At 55.6% G+C, this 20,637-nt stretch carries 14 protein-coding genes; 7 read left to right on the top strand and 7 right to left on the bottom strand.

Features of this window, described 5'->3' with window-relative positions; genetic code table 11:
- Positions 1-1,058 precede the first annotated feature (1,058 nt).
- Positions 1,059-3,884: a calcium-binding protein gene (locus BFV97_RS14685; RefSeq protein WP_069301154.1), complete on the top strand. Its 2,826-nt coding sequence runs from the start codon at positions 1,059-1,061 to the stop codon at positions 3,882-3,884.
- Positions 3,885-4,153: 269 nt separating this feature from the next.
- Positions 4,154-5,104 carry a sulfotransferase family protein gene (locus BFV97_RS14680; RefSeq protein WP_069301153.1) on the top strand — a complete coding sequence of 317 codons (951 nt, stop codon included), beginning with the start codon at positions 4,154-4,156 and terminating at the stop codon, positions 5,102-5,104.
- A gap of 54 nt (positions 5,105-5,158) precedes the next feature.
- Here the strand turns inward: BFV97_RS14680 and BFV97_RS14675 are convergent, their stop codons facing one another.
- From BFV97_RS14675 to BFV97_RS14665, 3 genes are read right to left on the bottom strand one after another with little or no spacing between them, the layout of a single operon-like run.
- Positions 5,159-6,025 (bottom strand): CpsD/CapB family tyrosine-protein kinase, encoded by an 867-nt coding sequence (locus BFV97_RS14675; RefSeq protein ID WP_069301152.1) that lies wholly within the window; start codon positions 6,023-6,025, stop codon positions 5,159-5,161.
- 9 nt (positions 6,026-6,034) lie between these two features.
- A complete protein-coding gene (locus BFV97_RS14670) occupies positions 6,035-7,603 on the bottom strand; it encodes a GumC family protein (protein WP_069301151.1) in 1,569 nt (522 codons plus the stop codon).
- Between the two features lie 10 nt (positions 7,604-7,613).
- Positions 7,614-8,498: an ExeA family protein gene (locus tag BFV97_RS14665; RefSeq protein ID WP_069301150.1), complete on the bottom strand. Its 885-nt coding sequence runs from the start codon at positions 8,496-8,498 to the stop codon at positions 7,614-7,616.
- 607 nt (positions 8,499-9,105) lie between these two features.
- Here BFV97_RS14665 and BFV97_RS14660 point away from each other — a divergent pair.
- The 5 genes from BFV97_RS14660 (at position 9,106) to BFV97_RS14640 (ending at position 14,954) form a co-directional block, all read left to right on the top strand.
- Positions 9,106-9,783 carry a sugar transferase gene (locus BFV97_RS14660; protein WP_069301149.1) on the top strand — a complete coding sequence of 226 codons (678 nt, stop codon included), beginning with the start codon at positions 9,106-9,108 and terminating at the stop codon, positions 9,781-9,783.
- A 102-nt stretch (positions 9,784-9,885) separates the two neighbouring features.
- Positions 9,886-12,303, top strand: a complete 2,418-nt coding sequence (locus BFV97_RS14655; RefSeq protein WP_083225664.1) for a tetratricopeptide repeat protein — start codon at positions 9,886-9,888, stop codon at positions 12,301-12,303.
- A 127-nt stretch (positions 12,304-12,430) separates the two neighbouring features.
- On the top strand, positions 12,431-13,024 hold the full coding sequence (locus tag BFV97_RS14650; RefSeq protein WP_069301147.1) for a polysaccharide biosynthesis/export family protein: 594 nt from the start codon (positions 12,431-12,433) through the stop codon (positions 13,022-13,024).
- 34 nt (positions 13,025-13,058) lie between these two features.
- The gene (locus BFV97_RS14645) at positions 13,059-14,282 is read left to right on the top strand and encodes a TonB-dependent receptor (RefSeq protein WP_069301146.1); all 1,224 of its coding nucleotides are present in this window, start codon (positions 13,059-13,061) and stop codon (positions 14,280-14,282) included.
- 6 nt (positions 14,283-14,288) lie between these two features.
- Complete coding sequence (locus tag BFV97_RS14640; protein ID WP_069301145.1) at positions 14,289-14,954, top strand: rhomboid family intramembrane serine protease; 666 nt, start codon at positions 14,289-14,291, stop codon at positions 14,952-14,954.
- Here BFV97_RS14640 and BFV97_RS14635 read toward each other — a convergent pair.
- The 4 genes from BFV97_RS14635 to BFV97_RS14620 all read right to left on the bottom strand — a co-directional run bounded on the left by BFV97_RS14635 (position 14,920) and on the right by BFV97_RS14620 (position 20,353).
- Positions 14,920-16,002 (bottom strand): hypothetical protein, encoded by a 1,083-nt coding sequence (locus BFV97_RS14635; protein WP_069301144.1) that lies wholly within the window; start codon positions 16,000-16,002, stop codon positions 14,920-14,922. The genes BFV97_RS14640 and BFV97_RS14635 overlap by 35 nt on opposite strands.
- Positions 16,003-16,008: 6 nt before the next feature.
- Positions 16,009-17,196: a glycosyltransferase gene (locus BFV97_RS14630; protein ID WP_157888340.1), complete on the bottom strand. Its 1,188-nt coding sequence runs from the start codon at positions 17,194-17,196 to the stop codon at positions 16,009-16,011.
- Positions 17,197-17,259: 63 nt separating this feature from the next.
- Positions 17,260-18,387: a DegT/DnrJ/EryC1/StrS family aminotransferase gene (locus tag BFV97_RS14625; protein WP_069301142.1), complete on the bottom strand. Its 1,128-nt coding sequence runs from the start codon at positions 18,385-18,387 to the stop codon at positions 17,260-17,262.
- A 304-nt stretch (positions 18,388-18,691) separates the two neighbouring features.
- Complete coding sequence (locus BFV97_RS14620) at positions 18,692-20,353, bottom strand: M10 family metallopeptidase C-terminal domain-containing protein (protein WP_069301141.1); 1,662 nt, start codon at positions 20,351-20,353, stop codon at positions 18,692-18,694.
- Between the last annotated feature and the right edge of the window lie 284 nt (positions 20,354-20,637).

Genomic DNA, 20,637 nt, shown 5'->3' with positions numbered 1-20,637 from the left:
CGGACATGCAGTCCGAACCCCGTTACGTAACGGAGGCTATTTATTCCAAGAACAGGGCCGTTTAGGGATATCAGCGATGGGACGACTTCAACAGGTCGCATCTGATGCAGCGTGGGTACGCCCTCGGCGCCCCTGTTGATAAAATCCCCTAGAAGTTGCATTCAGAACAAATTTACAATTTACACTAATTACCACCTAAGGTATTGTGTTTAAAAAAGCACACCGCCCTAGGATTGAGCCTCACTCCGCCAGTAAATTCGTAAATGTGGTTACAATCCGCTCAAAAAAGACATAATTAGTTCATGAAATGGACATGGGAGTGACGTTTCTTTTAAGAAGACATAGTAATTAGGAATAGCAGATGTTTATTGTCTACATCACTCTCGGAATAATCTCAGGCATCTTGACTGCCATTGTGACGTTTGCGTCAGGGGCAGGTCTCTTGATGGCCATTGCAGCTTATGTAGTGGGAGGGATCGTTGGCGTCAGCGCAGGTGCGCTCTGGTTTACGCTTTCCCGCTACGGCTTCGCCCGACACCCCTCGCCTGCAGCCCACCCGAGCCCCCAGCGGATTCCGCAAAGCAGATACGAGCAATAACATTTCAATTTGATGTCCTGCCGCAGCGCGCGGATGACGTCCGATACCCCCTGACAGTCATAATCCCCACTGTGTTTTGAAAGATGTGTCACGGCTACGCGTAACATCCCGATCCGGTGGTGTGCAGGACCCACGCTGCCGGTTGGCTTCGGGGCTCGCACATTTGCGTCTTGTCAGGCAAAAAGCACAAGCCCCTGACCTGAATCGCCGGAACAGACCCAGCCGGAATCTGTCACGCGCCAACACCGCGGGCTGTCGCGATAGCCACAACCGCCCCCTATTTTAAGCCATAATCTGCCTACCGCTCCCAAATGTGGTAATATTCCGCCTGAAATGGTCATGCTCAAAACATCGAATAGACACGGGGGGAATAGTTTTTATGTGTTGGCGCGAACTTCTCTGCCGTCGGATTTCTGGTGCCCTGCCATTCATTCTCCGGCTCATACTGGGACTCTATATAATGGCTTACGAATCCGAACTGGCACAGGCCGAAACAGCACAAGGACTGGACAACCCGACGCTCTCGTTCAATCTGGCTGGGGCTTATGACTACAATCCGGGACTGCAGTTTCTTGACCTGACAAAAATGATGCGCCCCTGGATCGGGCATGTTGACGGCGGTTGGGGTGGCATGACCACCGACGAGTTGCGCGATGGCGGCTATCTGGACGCCGATGGCTGGCCGACCGAAATCCCCGCCGGACTTGAACGGATTGGCACAATCTGGGCCTGGAGCGATTTCCGTGAAAACGCCGGAAACGACCATGCCGGCGTTTACGTTTTGGAATACCAAGGCGAAGGCACCATCGAACTGCGCGGCGATGCCACGATTATTTCTTCCGAGCCCGGGCGCATCGTTTTTGAAAATACCGATGCCGCAGACTTCCTCATGAACATTATGGAAACGGACCCCAGAAACAACGGGAATTACATCAAGAACATCTCGATCGTCGCAGAAGAGCACAAAGACCTGTACGATGCGGGGGCGGTGTTTAATCCCGACTGGCTTGCCTTGGTCGAAGATGCCCGCGACTTGCGCTTCATGAACTGGATGGAAACGAATAATTCCGAAGTGACCTCCTGGGATGACATGCCCTCCGTTACGGGGCCATTCGGCAAGCAGGGCATGCCGGTGGAATATATGGTGCAACTGGCCAACGAACTGGGTGTGGATCCATGGTTCACAATGCCCCACCTTGCCGATGACGAATATATCCGCAATTTTGCGACCTATGTGCGGGACAATCTCGACCCAGAACTGACGGCACGGGTCGAATATTCCAATGAGGTCTGGAACCTTTCCTTTGAACAGGCCCGCTGGGTCCGCGATCAATCCGAAGCCGAATGGGGGGAAAGCGCCCGCTTTGATTACCATGTCAAGAAAGCTGTTGAGACTGCCCTGATTTGGGAAGACGTCTATGGTCCGGAGGCAGACGGAGGGCGTTTGGCGAATGTGCTGGGGACAAACGCTGTAAACCCCTGGCTGTCCGAACGCCTTCTGGACGCCGCCATCTGGCGCGAGAACGAGCCGGAAAATTACGTCGACCCAACCACAGTCTTTGAAGAACTGGCCACAACAACCTATTTTGGCGTGGCCACAATGGGCCATAACGACCTCAGAGACGATCTGATCGCCGCAATCAGCAACCCGGCGATAGATGCCAAGCAATGGCTGGCAAACCGGCTGCAAGATCCCAACTACACCAACTCGATCCCGCAAATAGCAGGATCCCTCAAAGAGACCGCAGCCGTTGCCCATGACAATGGCCTCAAGCTCGTCGCTTATGAGGGGGGTCAGCATGTGCACCATTCTTTCGCAGTAAGCGGTCTGACCGAAGCCCACATTGCCGCCCTGAACGACTTCATGATTGAGTTCGTGCGGTCCGAAGAAATGGCCGAGCTCTACCAGCAGATATGGGATGCCTGGACTGAGCATGGCGATGGGGCCTTTATGCAGTTCACCGATATTGCCACCCCCTCCAAATGGGGGTCATGGGCGCTTTATGACAGTCTGGATGATACCACCCCGCGATCAGAATTGCTGGAACGTCTCAACGACAGGACGTCTCCCTGGTGGTCCGAGGCCGAGGGCGGGGAGTTCCGCCAGCAAGGTGTTACCGAAACAGGCACCAATGCAAACGACGTCATGATAGGCACCCCTGAGGAAGACTATCTTATGGGCGGCCGTGGCAATGACACCTTCATCGCCGGAAAGGGCAATGACGGCATCAACGGCGGCCGCGGGACGGATCGCGTGGTTCTGTCGGGCAGCCCTGCAGATTACTCCCTGCGCATCGAGGGCGACGGCTACCGGATCAACGGCCCCGATGGCAGCGACTTTATCATCAATGTGGAAGAACTCGCCTTTGGTACGGGCGAGGTGGTCATTCTGGCAGACTTGAAAGTCAATTCCGATGGTGTGTTGGAACTGACCGAAGGAACCGGGCCGATCAATCCGACCGATCCCGACGCCGATGTGATCCGTATCAAGAAAACCGAGGTCATTGACGGCGAGACACTGGACGAGGTCAAGCTTGGTAATCTGCGCAGTGCAGGCGAGGGTGTCGTCATCAAGGCAATCGACCACGGTTCGGCTTTGGGAACACTGCTGTCTCTGGATGAATCCGGAGAGAAACCCAGCTATATCTTTTATGCCTCCAACACTGACAATCCCGAAGACGCACTGGACGGCAGCTCTGCCTCGCTGGATCTGAACAACGCAGCTATCACTGTAGGTGCGCCGACGATCACAGCAACCAAGGAAGACGATATCCTTCGGGGCTCCGGTATGGAGGACCGCGTGAACGGGGCCGGCGGTGATGATGCGCTTTACGGACGGGGCGGCGATGATTACCTGCGCGGCAAGGCCGGTAACGACCGGCTTTACGGTATGAACAATGACGACGTCCTGCACGGGAACAAAGGTAAGGATAAAATTTTTGCCGGTAAGGGCGATGACACGGTAAATGGCGGGTCCGGGGCAGACACCCTCAAAGGGGGCCGTGGTGCCGACAAGCTGTCCGGTCAAGCAGGCAACGACATCATGACCGGCGGTTTGGGCAAAGACGAGTTCGTATTCAGCGCGGGCAGCGGTCAGGACATTGTGACCGACTTCTCAGTCAAGGACAGCCTGAGCCTCAAAAACTTCCTGTCCGACGGCCAAAGCATTGATGACGCCGCCAGCATGGCAGACGGCAATCTGGTGCTTAGCAATGGAGATGACAGCATCACGCTATTAGGTTTGGGCATGGATGATTTTGACTGGGTTAAAGACAGTATCGCCTGACCCGATTCATCCCGTCCCAGAGCAGGTCGCGCCGGAACAGTTCAACCAAAGCGCCGCGACCTGCCCAGTAGAGGCGCAGTTCTGACAGGAAAACTGTCCGGTAACTCTCTGAAGTCTCCGGCTTCGGAGTGTTACATATTATACGTAAGGTCGTGATACGTCCGCCACGGTGCAAACGGTATAACTGTGATATTTGGCACTCAATCTGAAAGCTTCACAAATTAACAATACCCATTTAGTTTCTATCCAGACGCTAACAGGGGATAATCATGAATACTTTGACCACCCGCGACATTGTATTCGTGTATGGCGCACTGCGGTCAGGCACAACAGTGTTCCGGTTGATGCTGAACGCCCATCCCCAAATTGCCAATCCTGGCGAGATGGATTTTCTGTTTGACCATCTGCACCCCGACCCGACCCATCCAACCGGCTGGCGTTATGATCTGGCGGCGCTCACGCTGAACCGGATTTTTCAGGTTCATGGCATGACCCTCTTGCCCGGTCTGGACGGACTGGACCTGTTAGAGGCTTTTCTGCGGGAACTTAAAAGCCAACATTCCGAAAAAATCCTGTCGATCAATATTCACCGTCATGTGGACCGGATTATTGCCATCCTGCCCCATGCACCGCTGATACATTTGCTGCGCGATCCTCGCGATGTGGCGCGGTCCTCAATTGTCATGGGGTGGGCAGGAACAACCTATCATGGGGTGGAACACTGGCTGAACACCGAAGCTGCATGGGATGTCGTAGAGAGCGAAACATCCCCCCCGCCCGTCTTCACACTGAAATATGAAACGCTTCTATCCGACCCTGAAAACCAGCTTCGGGACATCTGTAATTTCCTCGGGCTTTCTTATGATCCGCAGATGATGGATTACTACCACGGGACCACGTATTCGGCTCCGGATCACACACTTGTCCAGCAATGGCGTCACAAAGCTGACCCGAGAGATATTGCCATATTGGAACACAGGGCCGGTGCGATGATGCAGGCGCGCGGCTATCTTCCCGAAATGGCACCCGTCAAACCTGGCATGATGGAACGCTTTCTGCTTGCCCTGCGTAACAAGAGCCACGTCTGGGCATTTCGCCACCGCCGCTACGGGGCCACAAATTTTTACTGCGAAAAGCTGACCCGCTGGCTGCGTATAGCGGGGCTTCACCGTTACTTTCGCCAGCGTATGAACCAGATTGACCAGGGGGCTGTTAAATAAAGGCATGCCCGCCTGTGTCGCCATCCCCCCCGACACCCCGCAAGGATGTCGGGTCTAGTTATAGCCCCCATAGCCGTCGTTTTTCTCCATGTAGCGGCATTTGTTCAAAAGCACACCCAGCACATTCGTCTGGGCCGCCAGATCACGCTCACATACATCAACTTCGCGCATGGACGTGGTGCCGGCCTCTGCCACCAGAAGGACGCAATCCACCTGTCCGACAAAGGCAAGCGTATCATCGTTAACCAGCATGGGTGGCATATCAAAGATCATCAGATCAGGGGTATAGGTCGACTCTATTCTGGCCAGTGCGGGCCCGATGGTCGGGCTCTGCAGAAGTTCAGCAGGACTTTGAGCGCGAGAATAATTCAACCCGAAGGCCAGATTGGGGCGCGGGCGCACAGCCATGGATGCAAAATCCGTCTTCCCCTCAATGACAGTGTCAAAACCGGTTTTCCCCTTGATGCCCAGCGTTTTTGCCAGCGACGGACGGCGCATGTCCAATTCAGCGACAATGGTGTGCACATCCTTCTGTTTGGCCAGAGAGAAGGCAAGGTTCAACGTGACCGTGCTTTTACCACAGCCTGCTCCAGGGGATGTGATTGCCAGCCGTTTCCAGCCGTTGGCCCGCATTTCCCGCAACACTTTGGTGCGCAATACGCCAAAGGCTACCTCCCCGGGCAGGGATTGCCCGCTGGTGGCAAAGGTTACGATCCGTTGTCGTGCCATCTGGCGCGCTTTGGGGGCAAAAGTAGCGAGAGGTCTCCACGCCTCGGCCCGCTGCTCTGACCCTGTTGATTGGGATGCGCTGGCCGGGTCCGATGCAAACTGCGATGTCGGGGGCGCAGACGCCGGATCTGTGGCGGTCGCGGCGGCCCGTGCGGCACGCGCTTTACCAATGGCGGCTTGTATTTTATCCATCTGTCTTCCCTACCCCAGTCCGGTTCGTGCAAGCAGCGCATCAAGAATGGGCTGTAACGAACGGATATTGGCATCAATATACCACAAGCCTGCCGGTATTCCGACCAACACGACCAGTGCACTTGTTAAAATGATCAACCAACGCCGCCATATCTGACCCCGCGTGCGCATATAGGGCAGAGTGACAATCGGCGTTATATCCAGTCCGTTGACCAAATCCGCAGGGCGGCGCACGGCCGTGTTCAAAAGCTCCAGCAGGGCGATGAAGCCGAACCCCAGCCCCAATCCTGCGGCGACCCCCATTGCGGCGATCTTTTTGCGGTTGGGACTTTGCGGCTTGGAGGGCGCAATCGCCTGCTCGATCACGGTAATCCGTTGGCCCTTGGACAGCGCCTCGATCATGTCGCCTGTCTCTGCGCGGGCGCGGTTGGCCACGGCCTGATCATATTGCAAGCGCAAGTTCTGAAGGTTGCGCGTCAGCGTATCAAGCGTCAGCGCATTTCCCGGCGTGGCGGCGATAGAGGCTTTCAGGGCTTCAAGTTTGGAATTGATCTGCTGTTTCTGCTCTGCGATGAACTCCATTTGCCCGTCAATATCCGCAAGCTGGAGTTCATAAGGCGTCAGCTGGGTACCGTCTTCATTCACTGCGGACATCGCGAGCGCGGCCTGCTGCTCAGCGACAACCTCCTCAAGGGCCGCAATCTGCGCCCGCAGTACCACCACGCGCGGGTTATCCAGCGACAACACCGCCACCGAAGTGGCCAGCCGGTCCTTCAACTCCTGCAACTGCAGTTCCTCAGCGGTGCGGACGTCTTCTTCGACTCGCCCGATATCACCGGTTCTCTCATAGAGAGCCACCATCCTGTTGCGCCGGTCACGCAACTGGTTTTCCTCCCGCTCAAGTTCGAGCAAGCGTTCCTGTTCTGCTGTCTGTTCGTTGCGCCGAAAGCTCAGGCTGTCGGGCAGGGCATCTTCATTGGCCTCCTGGAATTTCAGAATCTGCCCGCTGGTCTGGGCGAGGCTCTGTTCCAGTCGGGCCACTTCCTGGGTGAAAAAATCCAGCGTCTGTCCGGACACCGTGGTGCGCATCTCAACGTTTTCTTGCAACATCAAGGTCACGATCTCATTTGTCACCGCCGCCGCCATCTGTGCTGCCGGAGCCTCAAAGCCCACAATCACGACTGTGGCGGTGGATTGCCCCCGTTGGACCGACCCGCCAAAGGTACGGATTTGCACCCGTTCGCGCAGGTCACGCACTTTCTCGTCCGGGGTCATCGGGTTGGCAGGCGTCCCTGCGCCGCGATAAATGCCCAGCCTGTTCGACATCTCAAGCAGTTTGTCGCGGGTCATGATCCGCTGCTCAATGATCTGAAGCTGTTCCGAAGCATCGGTCTGGACCGTAGACTCCGCCAGTTTATCGGGGATCTGCTCGGATTCGACCACCAGCCGTGCCTCGGCCACATAAACCGGAGGCAGGAGCAAGGCGGCTGTCACCCCTGCCCCGATGCCCAGACACAGCAGAATGAAAAAATAGGGAAAGCGCCGCCAGAAAACCAAAAGGTAAAATTTAAAATCCATACTCAACCCGTTATTTCAAACTGCGCGGTGTAAATATATAATTGTCCGGTGCCACAGAGGTTGTGCCGCCGCCAAAAAAGACGCCATCATCCAGTACCTGTTGCACGACAGTCGCGGTGACCATTTTGCGATCGTCAGTATAGGCGTAAAGCAGGGACAAATCACAAAGCTGATTGATCAGGCGGGGAACACCTTTGGTCGCGGTGTAAATCGCATTGCTCGCCTTCGGGCTGAAAAGCTCGGTCGTCGCACCGGCAATCTGCAAGCGGTGATCAATGTAATCGCGCACCGTAACCGCATCAAGCGCGGACAAGTGGAAGCTGGCCGCGACCCGCTGGGCAAACTGTGTCAGATCGGCCTGATGCACGACATCGCGCAACTCGGGCTGGCCAACCAGAACCAGTTGCAACAATACATCCTTGTTGGAATTGATATTGGTGAACATGCGCAGTTCTTCCAGGCTCTCACGGTTGAGATTTTGCGCTTCATCAAAAACAAGAACGACCCGGCGCCCTTCCGCATATTCCGCGATCAAAAACTGCTCGAACGTCCCGAACAGCTCTACATAGCCAGCACTGGAGGGACACTCCTGATCCAATGCCTGCAACACCCAGCGCAACAGTTCGTCGCGGGTGCCGTGCGCGTTCGAAATCAGACCCACTTGCAAATCATTCCCGAGCGAATTGAGCAGATGATGCAATAACGTTGTCTTACCCGCCCCCACATCCCCGGTGATGAGGGTGATAGGCGCACTGGTTACGATCCCGTATTCGAGCATCGCAAAGGCGCGCCGGTGGGCCGGGGACCAGAATAGGAATTCCGGATCCGGCACCAGATTGAACGGCCGTTCGCGCAATCCGAAGTAATCAAGATAAATGTTGATCGAGTAATTCATCAGTGTTCCAAATTAAAAATCAGTAGCCCGCTATAAAGAGGCAATTTAAGTCAAAGAGTACTACAGACACCATCCGTTACAGGATGTGCCGAAGCGGTCCTGCTTTTCGTAATTCTGCTTGGTTTGAGTATGCGGTGTCTGGCATGCGCTTATCAAGGGTCGTGTGGGCGTTCTTGGAAGTATGATCACGCCCCGGGGGATACCGCCAGATTGGGGCCGACACCCGGCTTCGAGATGCAGTTTCATAGCCGGAATTCTACAAACCGGCGGGCCGCAGGCGGGCAACATAACTTTAACAGAGGAGACAAAATGGATTAGGGACCCTATTATCCGAATAATCCGGTTTGACAAGCTTGTGGCACTGTTCTGCAAAAGAACAGACTGTTTCTGAGTAGAAACAATAAATAAAAGTATTTCCAAGCAGTTACTTAAAGTCCTTTGTGTAAAATAATCTTGTCCACCGCAGGCTATATTTTTTGAAAAAAATTAGTTAATATATTTTTAATAACTTAATTACGATTCTTAATATCCAAATATTCGCTTCTGAATAATTCCAGAAGTCAGGCGTCTTGAGTGACTTTAATTTAGTATGTGAGAAACCTTAATTATGACGACACATTATAGTAATATCCCAAATGATACCAAGGCGGTTCCTATCGCTTCGTGTCTGCCCAAACGCGGCCTTTACGAAACCGTTTTCAAACGCGGGTTTGATATTTTTATTGTTCTTCTTGCCCTGCCCATTATCCTACCAATCATTGCTGTACTGGCGTTTTTAGTGGCCCGCGATGGCAGTGGTGCCTTTTATTGTCAGAAACGCGTTGGTCGTGGTGGCGAAATCTACCGGATGTGGAAATTACGCACGATGGTCGCCAACGCAGATCAGCAGCTTAAGGACTATCTGGCCAGCAATCCTGTCGCCCATGCAGAGTGGACAACAACCCAGAAGCTTAAAAAGGATCCCCGGATCACCCCGATTGGCCGGGTTTTACGCAAATGTTCAATGGATGAACTGCCCCAGCTGTGGAATGTCCTGATCGGGGACATGAGCCTTGTAGGCCCGCGCCCGATGCTGCCTGAACAACAGGAACTTTACCCCGGTCTGGCATATTACAACCAGCGCCCCGGCATCACCGGAATCTGGCAGGTGTCCCAGCGCAATGAATCAACCTTTGCGGATCGCGCGCGGTTTGATACGGATTACAGTGCGAATATTACTTTCACAAACGACGTAAGGTTACTGCTCGCCACTGCACAAGTCGTTGTTCGCGGTACGGGCTATTGATTGACCGGACTTGCACTCTTCCACATCAAGAGTGTGAATCCTTCAATGGCATATAACGAAGTTGCGGCCCCAACCGCATAAAACGGAACACGAAGTAATCCAATGCTGAGATATATGCGTGTTTGTCTGGCGTTTATCACTGTTGTGACTTTGGTTGCCTGCCAAAGTCCCGAAGAAAAAGCCGAATCCTTCTATCAATCGGGTCTGTCCTTGATGGAGGCGGGGGATCTTGATCGTGCTGCAATCGAGTTTCTTAATGTTTTCCAACACAACAACCTCCATAAAGACGCCCGCCGCAAACTTGCGGATATCCGGCTGGAACAAGGCAATTTGGGCGCAGCCTACGGACAGTATCTCCGTCTGATAGAGCAATATCCGGACACGCCGGAGGTCCGGCTTATTCTGGCACGGGTCGCGTTGGACACGAACAACTGGGACGAGGCCCGCCGCCACGGCGAGGCTGCCATCGCCCTTGTTCCCGAAGATCCCGAAGCACAGGCGCTGGCGGCAGCCTTTCAGTATCGTGACGCTAAGGATGCCAAGGCGCGGGCCCGTGCAGCCGGCCTTGCCTCGGATCTGCTGACTGCGGATGCCTCGGACGAAGTCTCGCGCCGGGTGGTGATCGACCACCTGCTGCGCAGTGACACGCCCTATGACGCGATGGCCGAAATTGACCGCGCACTGGAACGCGACCCTGAAAGCTATCCGTATCATACCCTGCGCCTGAGACTCCTGAACCAGATTCAGGACACTTCGGGCGTTGGCCAGCAGTTAAAGCGCATGGTCGCGCTCTATCCGGACGATCAGGATTTGTCGCGAACCCTTATTCACTGGTATCTCGCACAAGGCAATCTGACGGAAGCCGAAGACTACCTGCGCCAGCTTGCCGGTGACATCACCGCCAATCCCGCCGGACATATATCTGTGGTCCAGCTTATCCAGAGCAGCCAGGGCCCCGAAGCCGCACAAGCCGAATTGAACCGGCTTGCCAAAGCCAATGCAGACAATGCCAACGCCGATATTTACCGCACCCTGTCTGCAATGATCACTTTTGATAACGGGAACCGCGATTCCGCCATCAGCATTATCGAAGATATTGCAGCCAATGCAGAACCCTCGGAACAGACCTGGAGAATTCGCAACATTCTCGCCCGTCTGCTGATCGCCACGGACAATCGGGTTGGCGCCAGAGCACAGGTCGAAACCATCCTCAGCGAAGATTCTTCAAATGTGGACGCCCTGAAGCTGCGTGCGGCCTGGGCGATCGACGACGACCGCGCTGCCGAGGCGATTGTGGATTTGCGAACCGCTCTGGGCCAAGAACCCCGGGATGCGGAAATCCTGACGCTTATGGCGCAAGCCCATGAACGCGAGGGCGCCTTGGCTCTCGCGGGTGAGCGTCTCGCTCTGGCCGTGGACGTCTCGGGGGCCGGCCCTGAGGAATCCTTGCGATATGCCGCCTTTTTACTGCGCAACGGCCGCACCCCCGCCGCCCGCAGCATTCTGACAGACGCCCGCAATGCCAATCCGGGCAATGTTTCCGTGCTGACCGAACTCGCCAAACTTCTGCTTGCCGAAGGCGCCCTGGTTCCGGCCCAGGATCTCGCCAATGATTTGCGCAGCCTGAATGACCCTGCCGCCCAGCAAGCGGCTATTTCCCTGCAAACCGCCCTGTTGCTCAGCCAGAACCGGAGCCAGGACGGGATTGTTTTCCTGCAAGAGCAAATCGCCCAAGGCAAAGCAGACACCACGGCCATTGCACAGGTGGTGCAGATCCACTGGCTGTCGGGCAATATCGATGCGGCGCGCACCTATTTGGAGGAGGCTCTGTCAAACGATCCGCGCAACGCGACCTTGCGGATGCTCAGCGCAACGCTCCATGCTATTTCCGGAGAGTTTGCAGCCGCCGAAGCGGGGTTTCGCGACCTGATTGAGGAATACCCCCAATCCGAAGAGCCGGTGCTGCGCCTCTACAATCTGTTGATCTCTACCGATCGCGCCGAAGAAGCCGGTACGGTCATTGACGCTGCACTGGCCGTCCAGCCCCGGTCCCTGAACCTGCGGTGGGTTCGCGCCGATGAACTGGAAAAATCCGGCAACATCGACGGGGCCATTGCCCTTTATGAAGAAATCTACGCGGCCAATACCGATGCAGTCACCATCGCCAACAATCTCGCATCGCTCATTGCAACCCATAAAGATGACACCAACAGTCTGGAACGTGCCGCCACCATCGCCAAACGCCTGCGCGATTCCGACCTGCCGCCGTTTCAGGACACTTACGGCTGGATCGCCTTCCGGCTCGGGAATTTTGAAGAGGCCAGATCCTATCTGGAGCCCGCAGCCCTTGGTCTGCCCGATGATCCTTTGGTGCAATTTCACCTTGGCATGACTTATGCCGCCCTTGAAGACGTGGATCAGGCGCGCAGGGTGCTGTCCCGTGCGATTGATCTGGCAGGCGACAGCGCCCTGCCCCAATTCGATACCGCCCGCCATCAATTGCAGGAATTGGGTGGTTAATATCACCCGAGCGGTCTTCTTCCGTGCCTTACATCTTTTTTGTATTTTGATATTGGCCAACGGACGCTAGACTGACCTTTACAACACGGCTTCTGCCTGTTTCACCATATTGTCAAAAGGCCACTTCATGTTCCGAATTACCACACTTCTTGGCTCTTTTCTGGCCCTGATCCTTTGTGTAACGACCGCCACAGCGCAGAATTACCGGGTGCGCCCGGGCGACACGCTCCGGATTGAGGTCATTGAGGATTCAAATCTGGATCGCACTGTCTTGGTCGCACCGGACGGGCGAATCTCTTTACCTGGTACAGGGCAGGTCCGCGCGGGCGGACGCACAATGCTGCAAATTCAACGAAGCCTGACCGCGCAACTGGCCCCGAACTTTGCCAACCCGCCCAACGTACATGTCTCGCTCGAAGAACTGCGCCCCACCGTGCCTTCCCCCCCCGCCGAAGATCCGGTCACGGCGGTCTTTGTTGCCGGTGAGATCAAAAATGCAGGTCGGGTGGAACTGGAACCCGGCACCACTTTGCTACAGGCGATTGCCCAATTTGGAGGCTTCACCAATTTCGCCGCCACCAAACGTGTCCAGTTGCACCGCAGTGCCAAGATTTACACAGTCAACTTTGATGCAATACTCAAAGGCACCAGCCCCAACGGGTCCGTGCGATTGCGGGAAGGCGACGTGATCATCGTTCCACAGCGCCGTTTGTTCGAATAATTCTTCAGAACGATGGCCGGGAGTGCTGCGTCAAATGAATCATTTCTTCAGAATTGTTATTCTGACCGGCCTCTGTCCGGCTGCAGGTTTGGCACAAGACGGCGAACCGGGGGGGCTCTCTTTTACGTTTGGACTGAGACAGCAGTTTGAGGCGTTTACCGACCGAAGCCTGAGCGTTGCGGGCAAGGATCCCGGAGGACGCAGCACCACGATCCTGACCTTTGGCGCACTGAGCGAAACGCGTCAGGACCGGCTGGAACTTGAGTTCGGCACCCAGCTGAGCGATGGTCTGACACGCACGGACACGACCGCCGACCTGTCCTACCGCCGCACAAGCGCCAATGCGGTGCTCGATCTGACGGCGGAATGGGTCCAGTCGGATTTGGCCTTTCTGCGAAGCGCCTCCAGCTTTGTCGACGCCGACGGGATCGTTGTGCTGCCGGATGATCTGGGACAATTGACCAGCACAGGCACCCGCACTGCAACCACATTCGGCGCCTCTTTACGCTGGGGCGAGCTGCGGCCATTGGGGGCGTCGCTGGAGTTGCGCCACCGGATTCAGGACTATGACAATGCCCGTGCAACCCTGGCGGACGGCACGACGACGACTCTGTCCGGCGGGTTGCGCTTCAACATCAATCCGGTCACGACCGCAAACCTGAACCTGCGCTATAACATCATTGATGACGATGGAAGTGCCGTCGAAAACAGCGCTATCCTAAGGGGCGGACTGACCTTTGACCGGCCATCGGGCCGGTTGGTGACGCAAATCTCCGTTGCCCATAACGATGACAGCGAAACCCGTTGGGCCGCCTCGGTCAGTCGCCAGTTTGAACTGCCCCGCTCGGATCTGGATATCACACTCGGGGTTGCACAGGATGACAGCGCAACTGCGCAACTGGTCGGGCGGGTCGCCTATGGCTATGATCTGCCCGAGGGCCGTATTGAATTCAGCGCGGGCCATGACCTAACCGCGGGATCAGACCGGCGCAACACGACGCTACAGGCCAGCTATACCCAAGAGCTGACCCCGATCAGCGACCTGCGTCTGCTGCTCGACTATGCCCGGGCGCGCGATACGGATGAAGGTGCAGATATAGCGGTTGGCACTTTTTCTGCCAGCTACGGACTCCAGCTGACCCAGGACTGGTCCATTAATTTCGGGGCCCGCTCTGATCTGCGCAAGGATTCAGGCACTGCGTCACGCTCCAACGGTGTCTTCATGGTATTGGGGCGCAGTCTGACCTGGCGTCCATAAGACCGGATGTCCTATGCGCCTCACGCCCCCCGCGGGGCGCTTATTGCAATCCTGACCGTACTCATCTCCAGCGAGGTTGCGCTGCAAATGGCGGATCTGGGATGGATCGGATCCCCCCGCTGGCGTTCGCTGGCCTATCAGTACGGGGCGTTCTGGCCCGGCCTTTTAGACAGTTGGGCACCCAATTATGCCGCCCAGCCCGTCACCATGTTTGTCTCCTATGCCTTTCTTCACGGCGGCTTGGGACATCTGGCGGGCAATGCGCTCGCACTCTGGTTTCTGGGTCAGGCTGTCGTGGCCCGTATCGGACAGGGCGGCTTTCTGGGGGTCTTTGCAATAACCTCCCTCGGAGGTGCTGTGTCCTTTGCCGCCCTCAGCGCGGGCACTACCCCGATGGTTGGGGCCTCTGGTGCGCTTTTCGGGCTGGTCGGGATCGGGGTTGGCTGGCGTTTTTTCGACAGCACAGCCACCCCCTTGCGGCGCACCCGTCACGTTCTTGGCAGTATCGCCCTGATGGTACTGCTGAATATTCTGTTGAACTGGTGGTACGACGGGCATCTGGCCTGGCAGGCCCATCTGGGGGGCTTTGCAACCGGATTGGGGCTGGCAAAATGGCTTGGCGCCCGGCCCCGAAACGTCAGGACGCCCCAGCGCCAGCGCCAGCATCATTGATCCACGTCTCCAGCGCAACTGTGTTCCGGGGATTCAGCCAAGTCCGGCACGCCTGATGGTCTGCGCGGCATGCCCTTTCAAGGGTCTTGCCCTGTGCCCTTGATGATGTTGGCTTGCGCATGAAATCCATATGCACCCCAAACCAGCGGTTGGCCGTCTCTGTGTCGGTTTTTGCGTGATGCAGTGCCGATTTCAGCGCAAGACAGGCAAACCGGCTGTTATCCGACAGACGCCAGCGGATTCCCATATAGCGCGCGTATAGTTTGTCCTGCCAGCGAATTTCGGGAGGACGGGTATAGGTAGCAGGCGCAAAATCCGCGCAGAGTTCTGCGATATCTGCTTGCTGGTGCGCCTGCCAGAACCGCTCAATTGCAGCCCGGATGAAGCTGCGATGCCAGCCCCAGTAATGCAGCACCTCCTGTGCGCAGGTTTCCACCTTCGCTTGCCCGCTCAGGGCCACACCGGTGGAAAACTGGTCGAGACTGAAAACAGGATCCACGTCATAAAGCACATTTGCAATATCAACCGAGCGACACAGACTGTCGTGATGTGCCTCGACAACTCCGACAATCCCCGAGTTATACATGACAGAGTGGCGCGAAAGCATCCGGCCGCAAATTTCGCGCCCCTCCCCAAGCCATGCTGCAATATCCGACCAGATACCGTGGCCTGAAATCGGGCCCTCATTCGCATGCATCAGAGCCGTCTCAGGCGAAAGGCGGGCGGCCAGATGTTCCGGGGGCTCCAGAAACAGCGTATCCGTATCAAAATAGATGACCGGCCCGTGCCCTTCTTCCAAAACCTGCCGGACAAGATGCAATTTGACGAGATGGGTGACGCCGGCCCCCCGCGTCCAGTTCTGCCAATCCGCTGCAGATATAATCCGTTCCGTTACCGGCAGGGGGAAATCACCAAGGGTCCGGTCAGTATAGACCACGATCCGGGTGTCGGGATCGGTGCGCAATTTCAAAGCGCTGAGTATGCTGCCGAAAAGTTCGACACGATAGGGGCGCGCATCGCCGTATATCACGGTGACAAGCGTCAACACGACGGATTACCCCCGATCAACATTTTTTTGATCTTTTCGGGCCGGCTTTGCCAGCGGCAGTTCTTTTAACGGGGATGGCGGGCCGTCTAGAAGCTTTCGGACCTGCGCAATGCGGGCTGCGAACTCCTTTTCAAAAGTATGTTCGGTGGCAAAGGCCAGCGCTTCAAAACTGGCACGGGAAAGCTGTTCGGGATGTGCCTGCAAATCGGCAATTTTCTTTGCCAGTTGTCGGGCATCATTTATCGGTGTCGTCCAGCCAATTGCTCTGCCTTTTGTCAAACCGCAAAGCGCGTCATTTGCATAACCGACCACCGGCACACCACAGCCAAGGGTCTCAAGGTAGGTGCAGGAGGGGTCTCCCTGACGATGGCAACACACAAACAGGTCGATGTGACTGCGCACCGCCGGAAGCAACTCTGTCGCGAAATCAACGACACCATGCAGCCGCACCCTGTCCCCAAGACCATACGCGCGGATGCGTTCTTCCATGATCGGGCGCAAGTCGCCTTCACCGTAGATATCGAAGCTGAAGTCCAGCCCCGCATTTTTCAGGTGACGGGCAACTTCGATCAGATCATCCCCCCCCTTGACTGCGGTCAGCCGGCCCGAATAGGCGATCCTGAGATGTGTGTTGCGGTCCATGTCTGCCAGTCTCGCAGCGACAGCTTTGCGGTCGGCCAACATATCGACGGTCATCCGGTTGTCAAAAAACAGCAGGGTATTGCCGTTTATCTTGCGGTAGATGTCATAAGTCGGCGTGCCATTGCACTGCACCGCATCAGCAGCCGTTATCCCCCGCAGGTTGCGGCGCTCCTGATGCCAAGCCCAAAGATACCTTCGATAGCGGATGACCGGATTTGTGACTTCTGCATCAATGATCTGTAATCTTGTGCGAAGCGAATATTCGGTCACAAATACCGTCTTTTTCCCTTGGGACCGGCACCATTGCGTCAGATTGGCAAGCCGGTGATCGCCGCCCAGCATAACCGCATCGGCATCGGCAAGTGCGGTATAAATATGGTTTCCCGTATAAGGAACGATACGCACGGAAAACGGCAACTGGTCCAGGTCGAATTCAGCATCGTCCAGATTTCCCGTCGATGCAGCAGTGTGCGGGCGCATGATCGCCACGACCGGCCCCCCCCACAACATTGTCATCCGCGCCATGCCATCAACAAATTTCTTCGTCAGCAACACCCGCCCTTCTGCCACAGAACGTGCCGGCAATGAGGGGATTATGGCAAGCATGGCCATTGTTCAGCTCAGGCCTGTCTTTGTCTCGGCAATGACCTTTACGATGCGCTGTTGTTCCTCCGCACCGAGATCCGGCGAGAGCGGCAGGCACAAGATACGTTGTGCAATATCCCGTGCGACGGGCAAATTCTCGGGCTGTGCCGAGGGCTGGTGACGATACATGGGCATGTCCGAGATCAATGGATAGAAATACCGCCGCGCGTAAATACCATTGGCCCGAAGCCGCTCGTATAGTGCATCCCGTGTGAAACCGGCATCCGGTTGTACCAGTATGGGGAAGCTGTATTTATTTCCGGTCTGACCAGAGGCCAGAGGCAGGCAGCGAACTTCGGGAACCTGCGCCAGCAAATCACGGTAACGGGCATCCGCCTGACCTCTGCGCTCTGTGGCGTCATCAATATATTTCAGTTGCAAGAGCCCGAGCCCCGCGCTGAATTCGTTCATTTTTGCATTCATACCCACACGGGACACGGTTACTTCATCAACAATTCCGAAATTGCGAAGCTCGTCTATACCTTCTTTCGTGGCAGCATCCCGACTGATAACAGCGCCTCCTTCAAAGGTGTTGAACACTTTGGTCGCATGAAAACTCAGCACTGACATATCCCCGTGGCGCAGTACACTTCCCCCTGTGTCACGCACGCCAAAGGCATGGGCGGCATCGTAGATTAATCTCAGGTTGTGGGTATTGGCAAGGGCCTCAAAGGCCGCTGTATCGCATGCCCGCCCGAAGACATGCACGGGCATGATGGCACTGGTCTGCGGGGTCAGAGCTGCTGTGACAGCCGCCGGATCCAGATTCAGCGTGACCGGATCAATATCCGCAAAGACCGGCTCCAGACCGCTCAGCGCCAGCGTATGACTGGTCCCGATAAAGCTAAAAGGCGTGGTGATAACCTGTCCCTGCAGGGCACATTGCTGCAACGCCAGCATAAGACCCAAAGTTGCATTCGCGACCAGACTGACATGTTCAACCCCCAGATAATCACCAAGCGCTGCTTCGAATTCCTGATGATAGCGACCGCCATTACTCAGAATCCGGCTTTCCCACAGGTCTTCAAGTATCGGTATGACTTCCTGCAATGGGGGCAGTGTCGGACGAGTGACGTAGAGCGGACGGCCTCCAGCCATAAGCGAATACCTTTGTAATTATTGTCTTCAATAGAATAAGGCTTCCTGTTTGAATACAAAAGCCGTGCAGATCAACGATTCTCCCTGCCCCGCTTCGTTGCGCGTTCTGTTAATGGCATTTCCGCCCCTGAAGCGACGGGCGGCGGGACAGGAAAAATATAATACTTACATAAACTTATCAGTCATGAAACAGGGGTAATGATTTCTTGCAAGTGGCCTGACACACCCGCCAGGGGCAGCACGTCGCAGTGCGTTTAATAAACCTTCTTTTGCGCGACGTGCCCCTGTCAGTGCCTTTGTGCAATCAGACGATTACATCACTTGCATCAAAGCCGGTGATCCCGCCAAGCTCTATGACAAGTTCCGAGGCACCGTCGCCATCTATATCAAGCTGCAGGAATGTATTGCCCCCTGACACTTCAACGCGCAGTTCCCCCTTGCCACCGGAAGTATATTCATCCGTGCCAACGAAGCTGATACCCCGTTTGAAACCGGAGAGGTCCACAACATCCTCACCTCTGGTGAAGTCCCCGATAAAGTCGGGGTCGTCTGTCGACGACTGGAACGCGCGGGAAAAGACAAAACTATCCTCGCCGGCACCACCGTAAAGAACATCCCCCGCAGCCCCGCCAATAAGAATGTCGTCACCGCTATCGCCGTAAAGAGTATCGCTGCCGCCGTTGCCGCGCAGGATATCCTCATGGGCATCACCATTGATTATATCAGAACCCTTGCCACCGAAGAGGACATCATTACCGTTCCCCCCTTTGATGCTGTCAGAGCCTTTACCGCCTTTAACTGTGTCATCTCCGGAGCCGGCCCAAATACGGTCCGCGCCCTTATTGCCTTTAATGACGTCATTTCCGCCCCCGCCATAAAGCGCGTCGTCACCTTTTCCACCGCGCAGCATATCGTCGGCGCGCGCGCCAAACAGGGTGTCGTCTTCTGTCCGGCCTAACAGGGTATCATTGCCCCCCAAGCCTTCCAGAATGTCAGAACTGGTACCGCCCACAAGCAAATCATCCTCCGCGGTCCCTGTGACAACATCCGGATCGGGGTCAGGATCGGGATCCGGTTTGGGGTCAGGATCAGGATCCACAACGCCATCCAATCCCAGTTCCTCGGCCACAAAATCAAGGATCAGATCATAGTTTGCAACCACTAGCGGATGTACACTGGAGGGGATGGTGAAATCCTCGGGAGGCAGGGTGCCATACATCGCGGAATAGGTGATGACGCTGGCCAGAAAATAAAGCGTCTCTGTCCCGTGCGGTGCAATATCCTGATAAAGCGCCTGAACGGGAATTCCCGACAGAGGCGTTTCGGTCAGCAGTTGAGAGATAATCGGTCCGACCGGAATGGAGATGATATTGACGTCCGGACGGGCCGCTGACAATTCATCGTGGTATTCATCAAACCAGGCGGCATGCTCTGTCAGTGTCAGATTATGATATGCCGCCAGTTCCGCTGTATTGGCCGGGAATACATTGTCATCAATCACCCGCCGCATATCCGGCCAGTTTTCGTAGATATAGATGTCAATTCCGGGTTCCTGCGTGACCGCATAATCGATGATTTCAAGCGTGTAGCTGACAGCAGAACGGGGCAGGCTGTAAATCGGATCATTCGGATCGAGATTTTGGATGTAATTCGCCGGAGTGATCAGGATCGAGTCAAAATCTGCTTCGGCAAAGGTCTCCGTAGAGGAATTCCACGCCTGATCCACCCCGTCAAAACGCCACGACCAGGTCGCCTCCGGGGGCAGGTTTCTGACGTGGGTTTGAAGCTGACCAAACTGGCCTGACACAGAAAAATCCGTCCCTGCTGCATCCGCGAAGGCGTCCATCCAGTAAGGCACAATGGTCTGATCGGACCCCCCGTGCGCTTCGTGGTGGTAAATCAGGCTATGTCCGAAAACAAATGTCGAAAGTTCGGTTCTGTTAACCAGCGTTTCATCAGTGGGCATGTGTGACTCCGTCTAGGGAATTGGGTTGCCGTCAAGGAGGAACCTCCGGGATGGTCCTGTGAACCAATATTCCGAAAGTATGACGTATTATATTCAGGTATTATATTGGGATCTTGTGTTGGCGTTTGGATATCGCCCAGATGTTGCCTGTTCAACATGCTTTCTGAATCTCGGCAATTGCTTGCGCACGCGCACTGCGCGGTCGGCGGATTTTCACTTCCTACTTGGATAACCCCAGTTCTTCAGAGACGAAATCAAGGATCAGATCATAGTTTGCGACCACC

The sequence above is a fragment of the Neptunicoccus sediminis genome, from assembly GCF_001719615.1.
GTDB classification, from domain to species: domain Bacteria; phylum Pseudomonadota; class Alphaproteobacteria; order Rhodobacterales; family Rhodobacteraceae; genus Amylibacter; species Amylibacter sediminis.
Note: the sequence above shows the minus strand (reverse complement) of the source record. Positions and strands in the feature narration are given on the sequence as shown.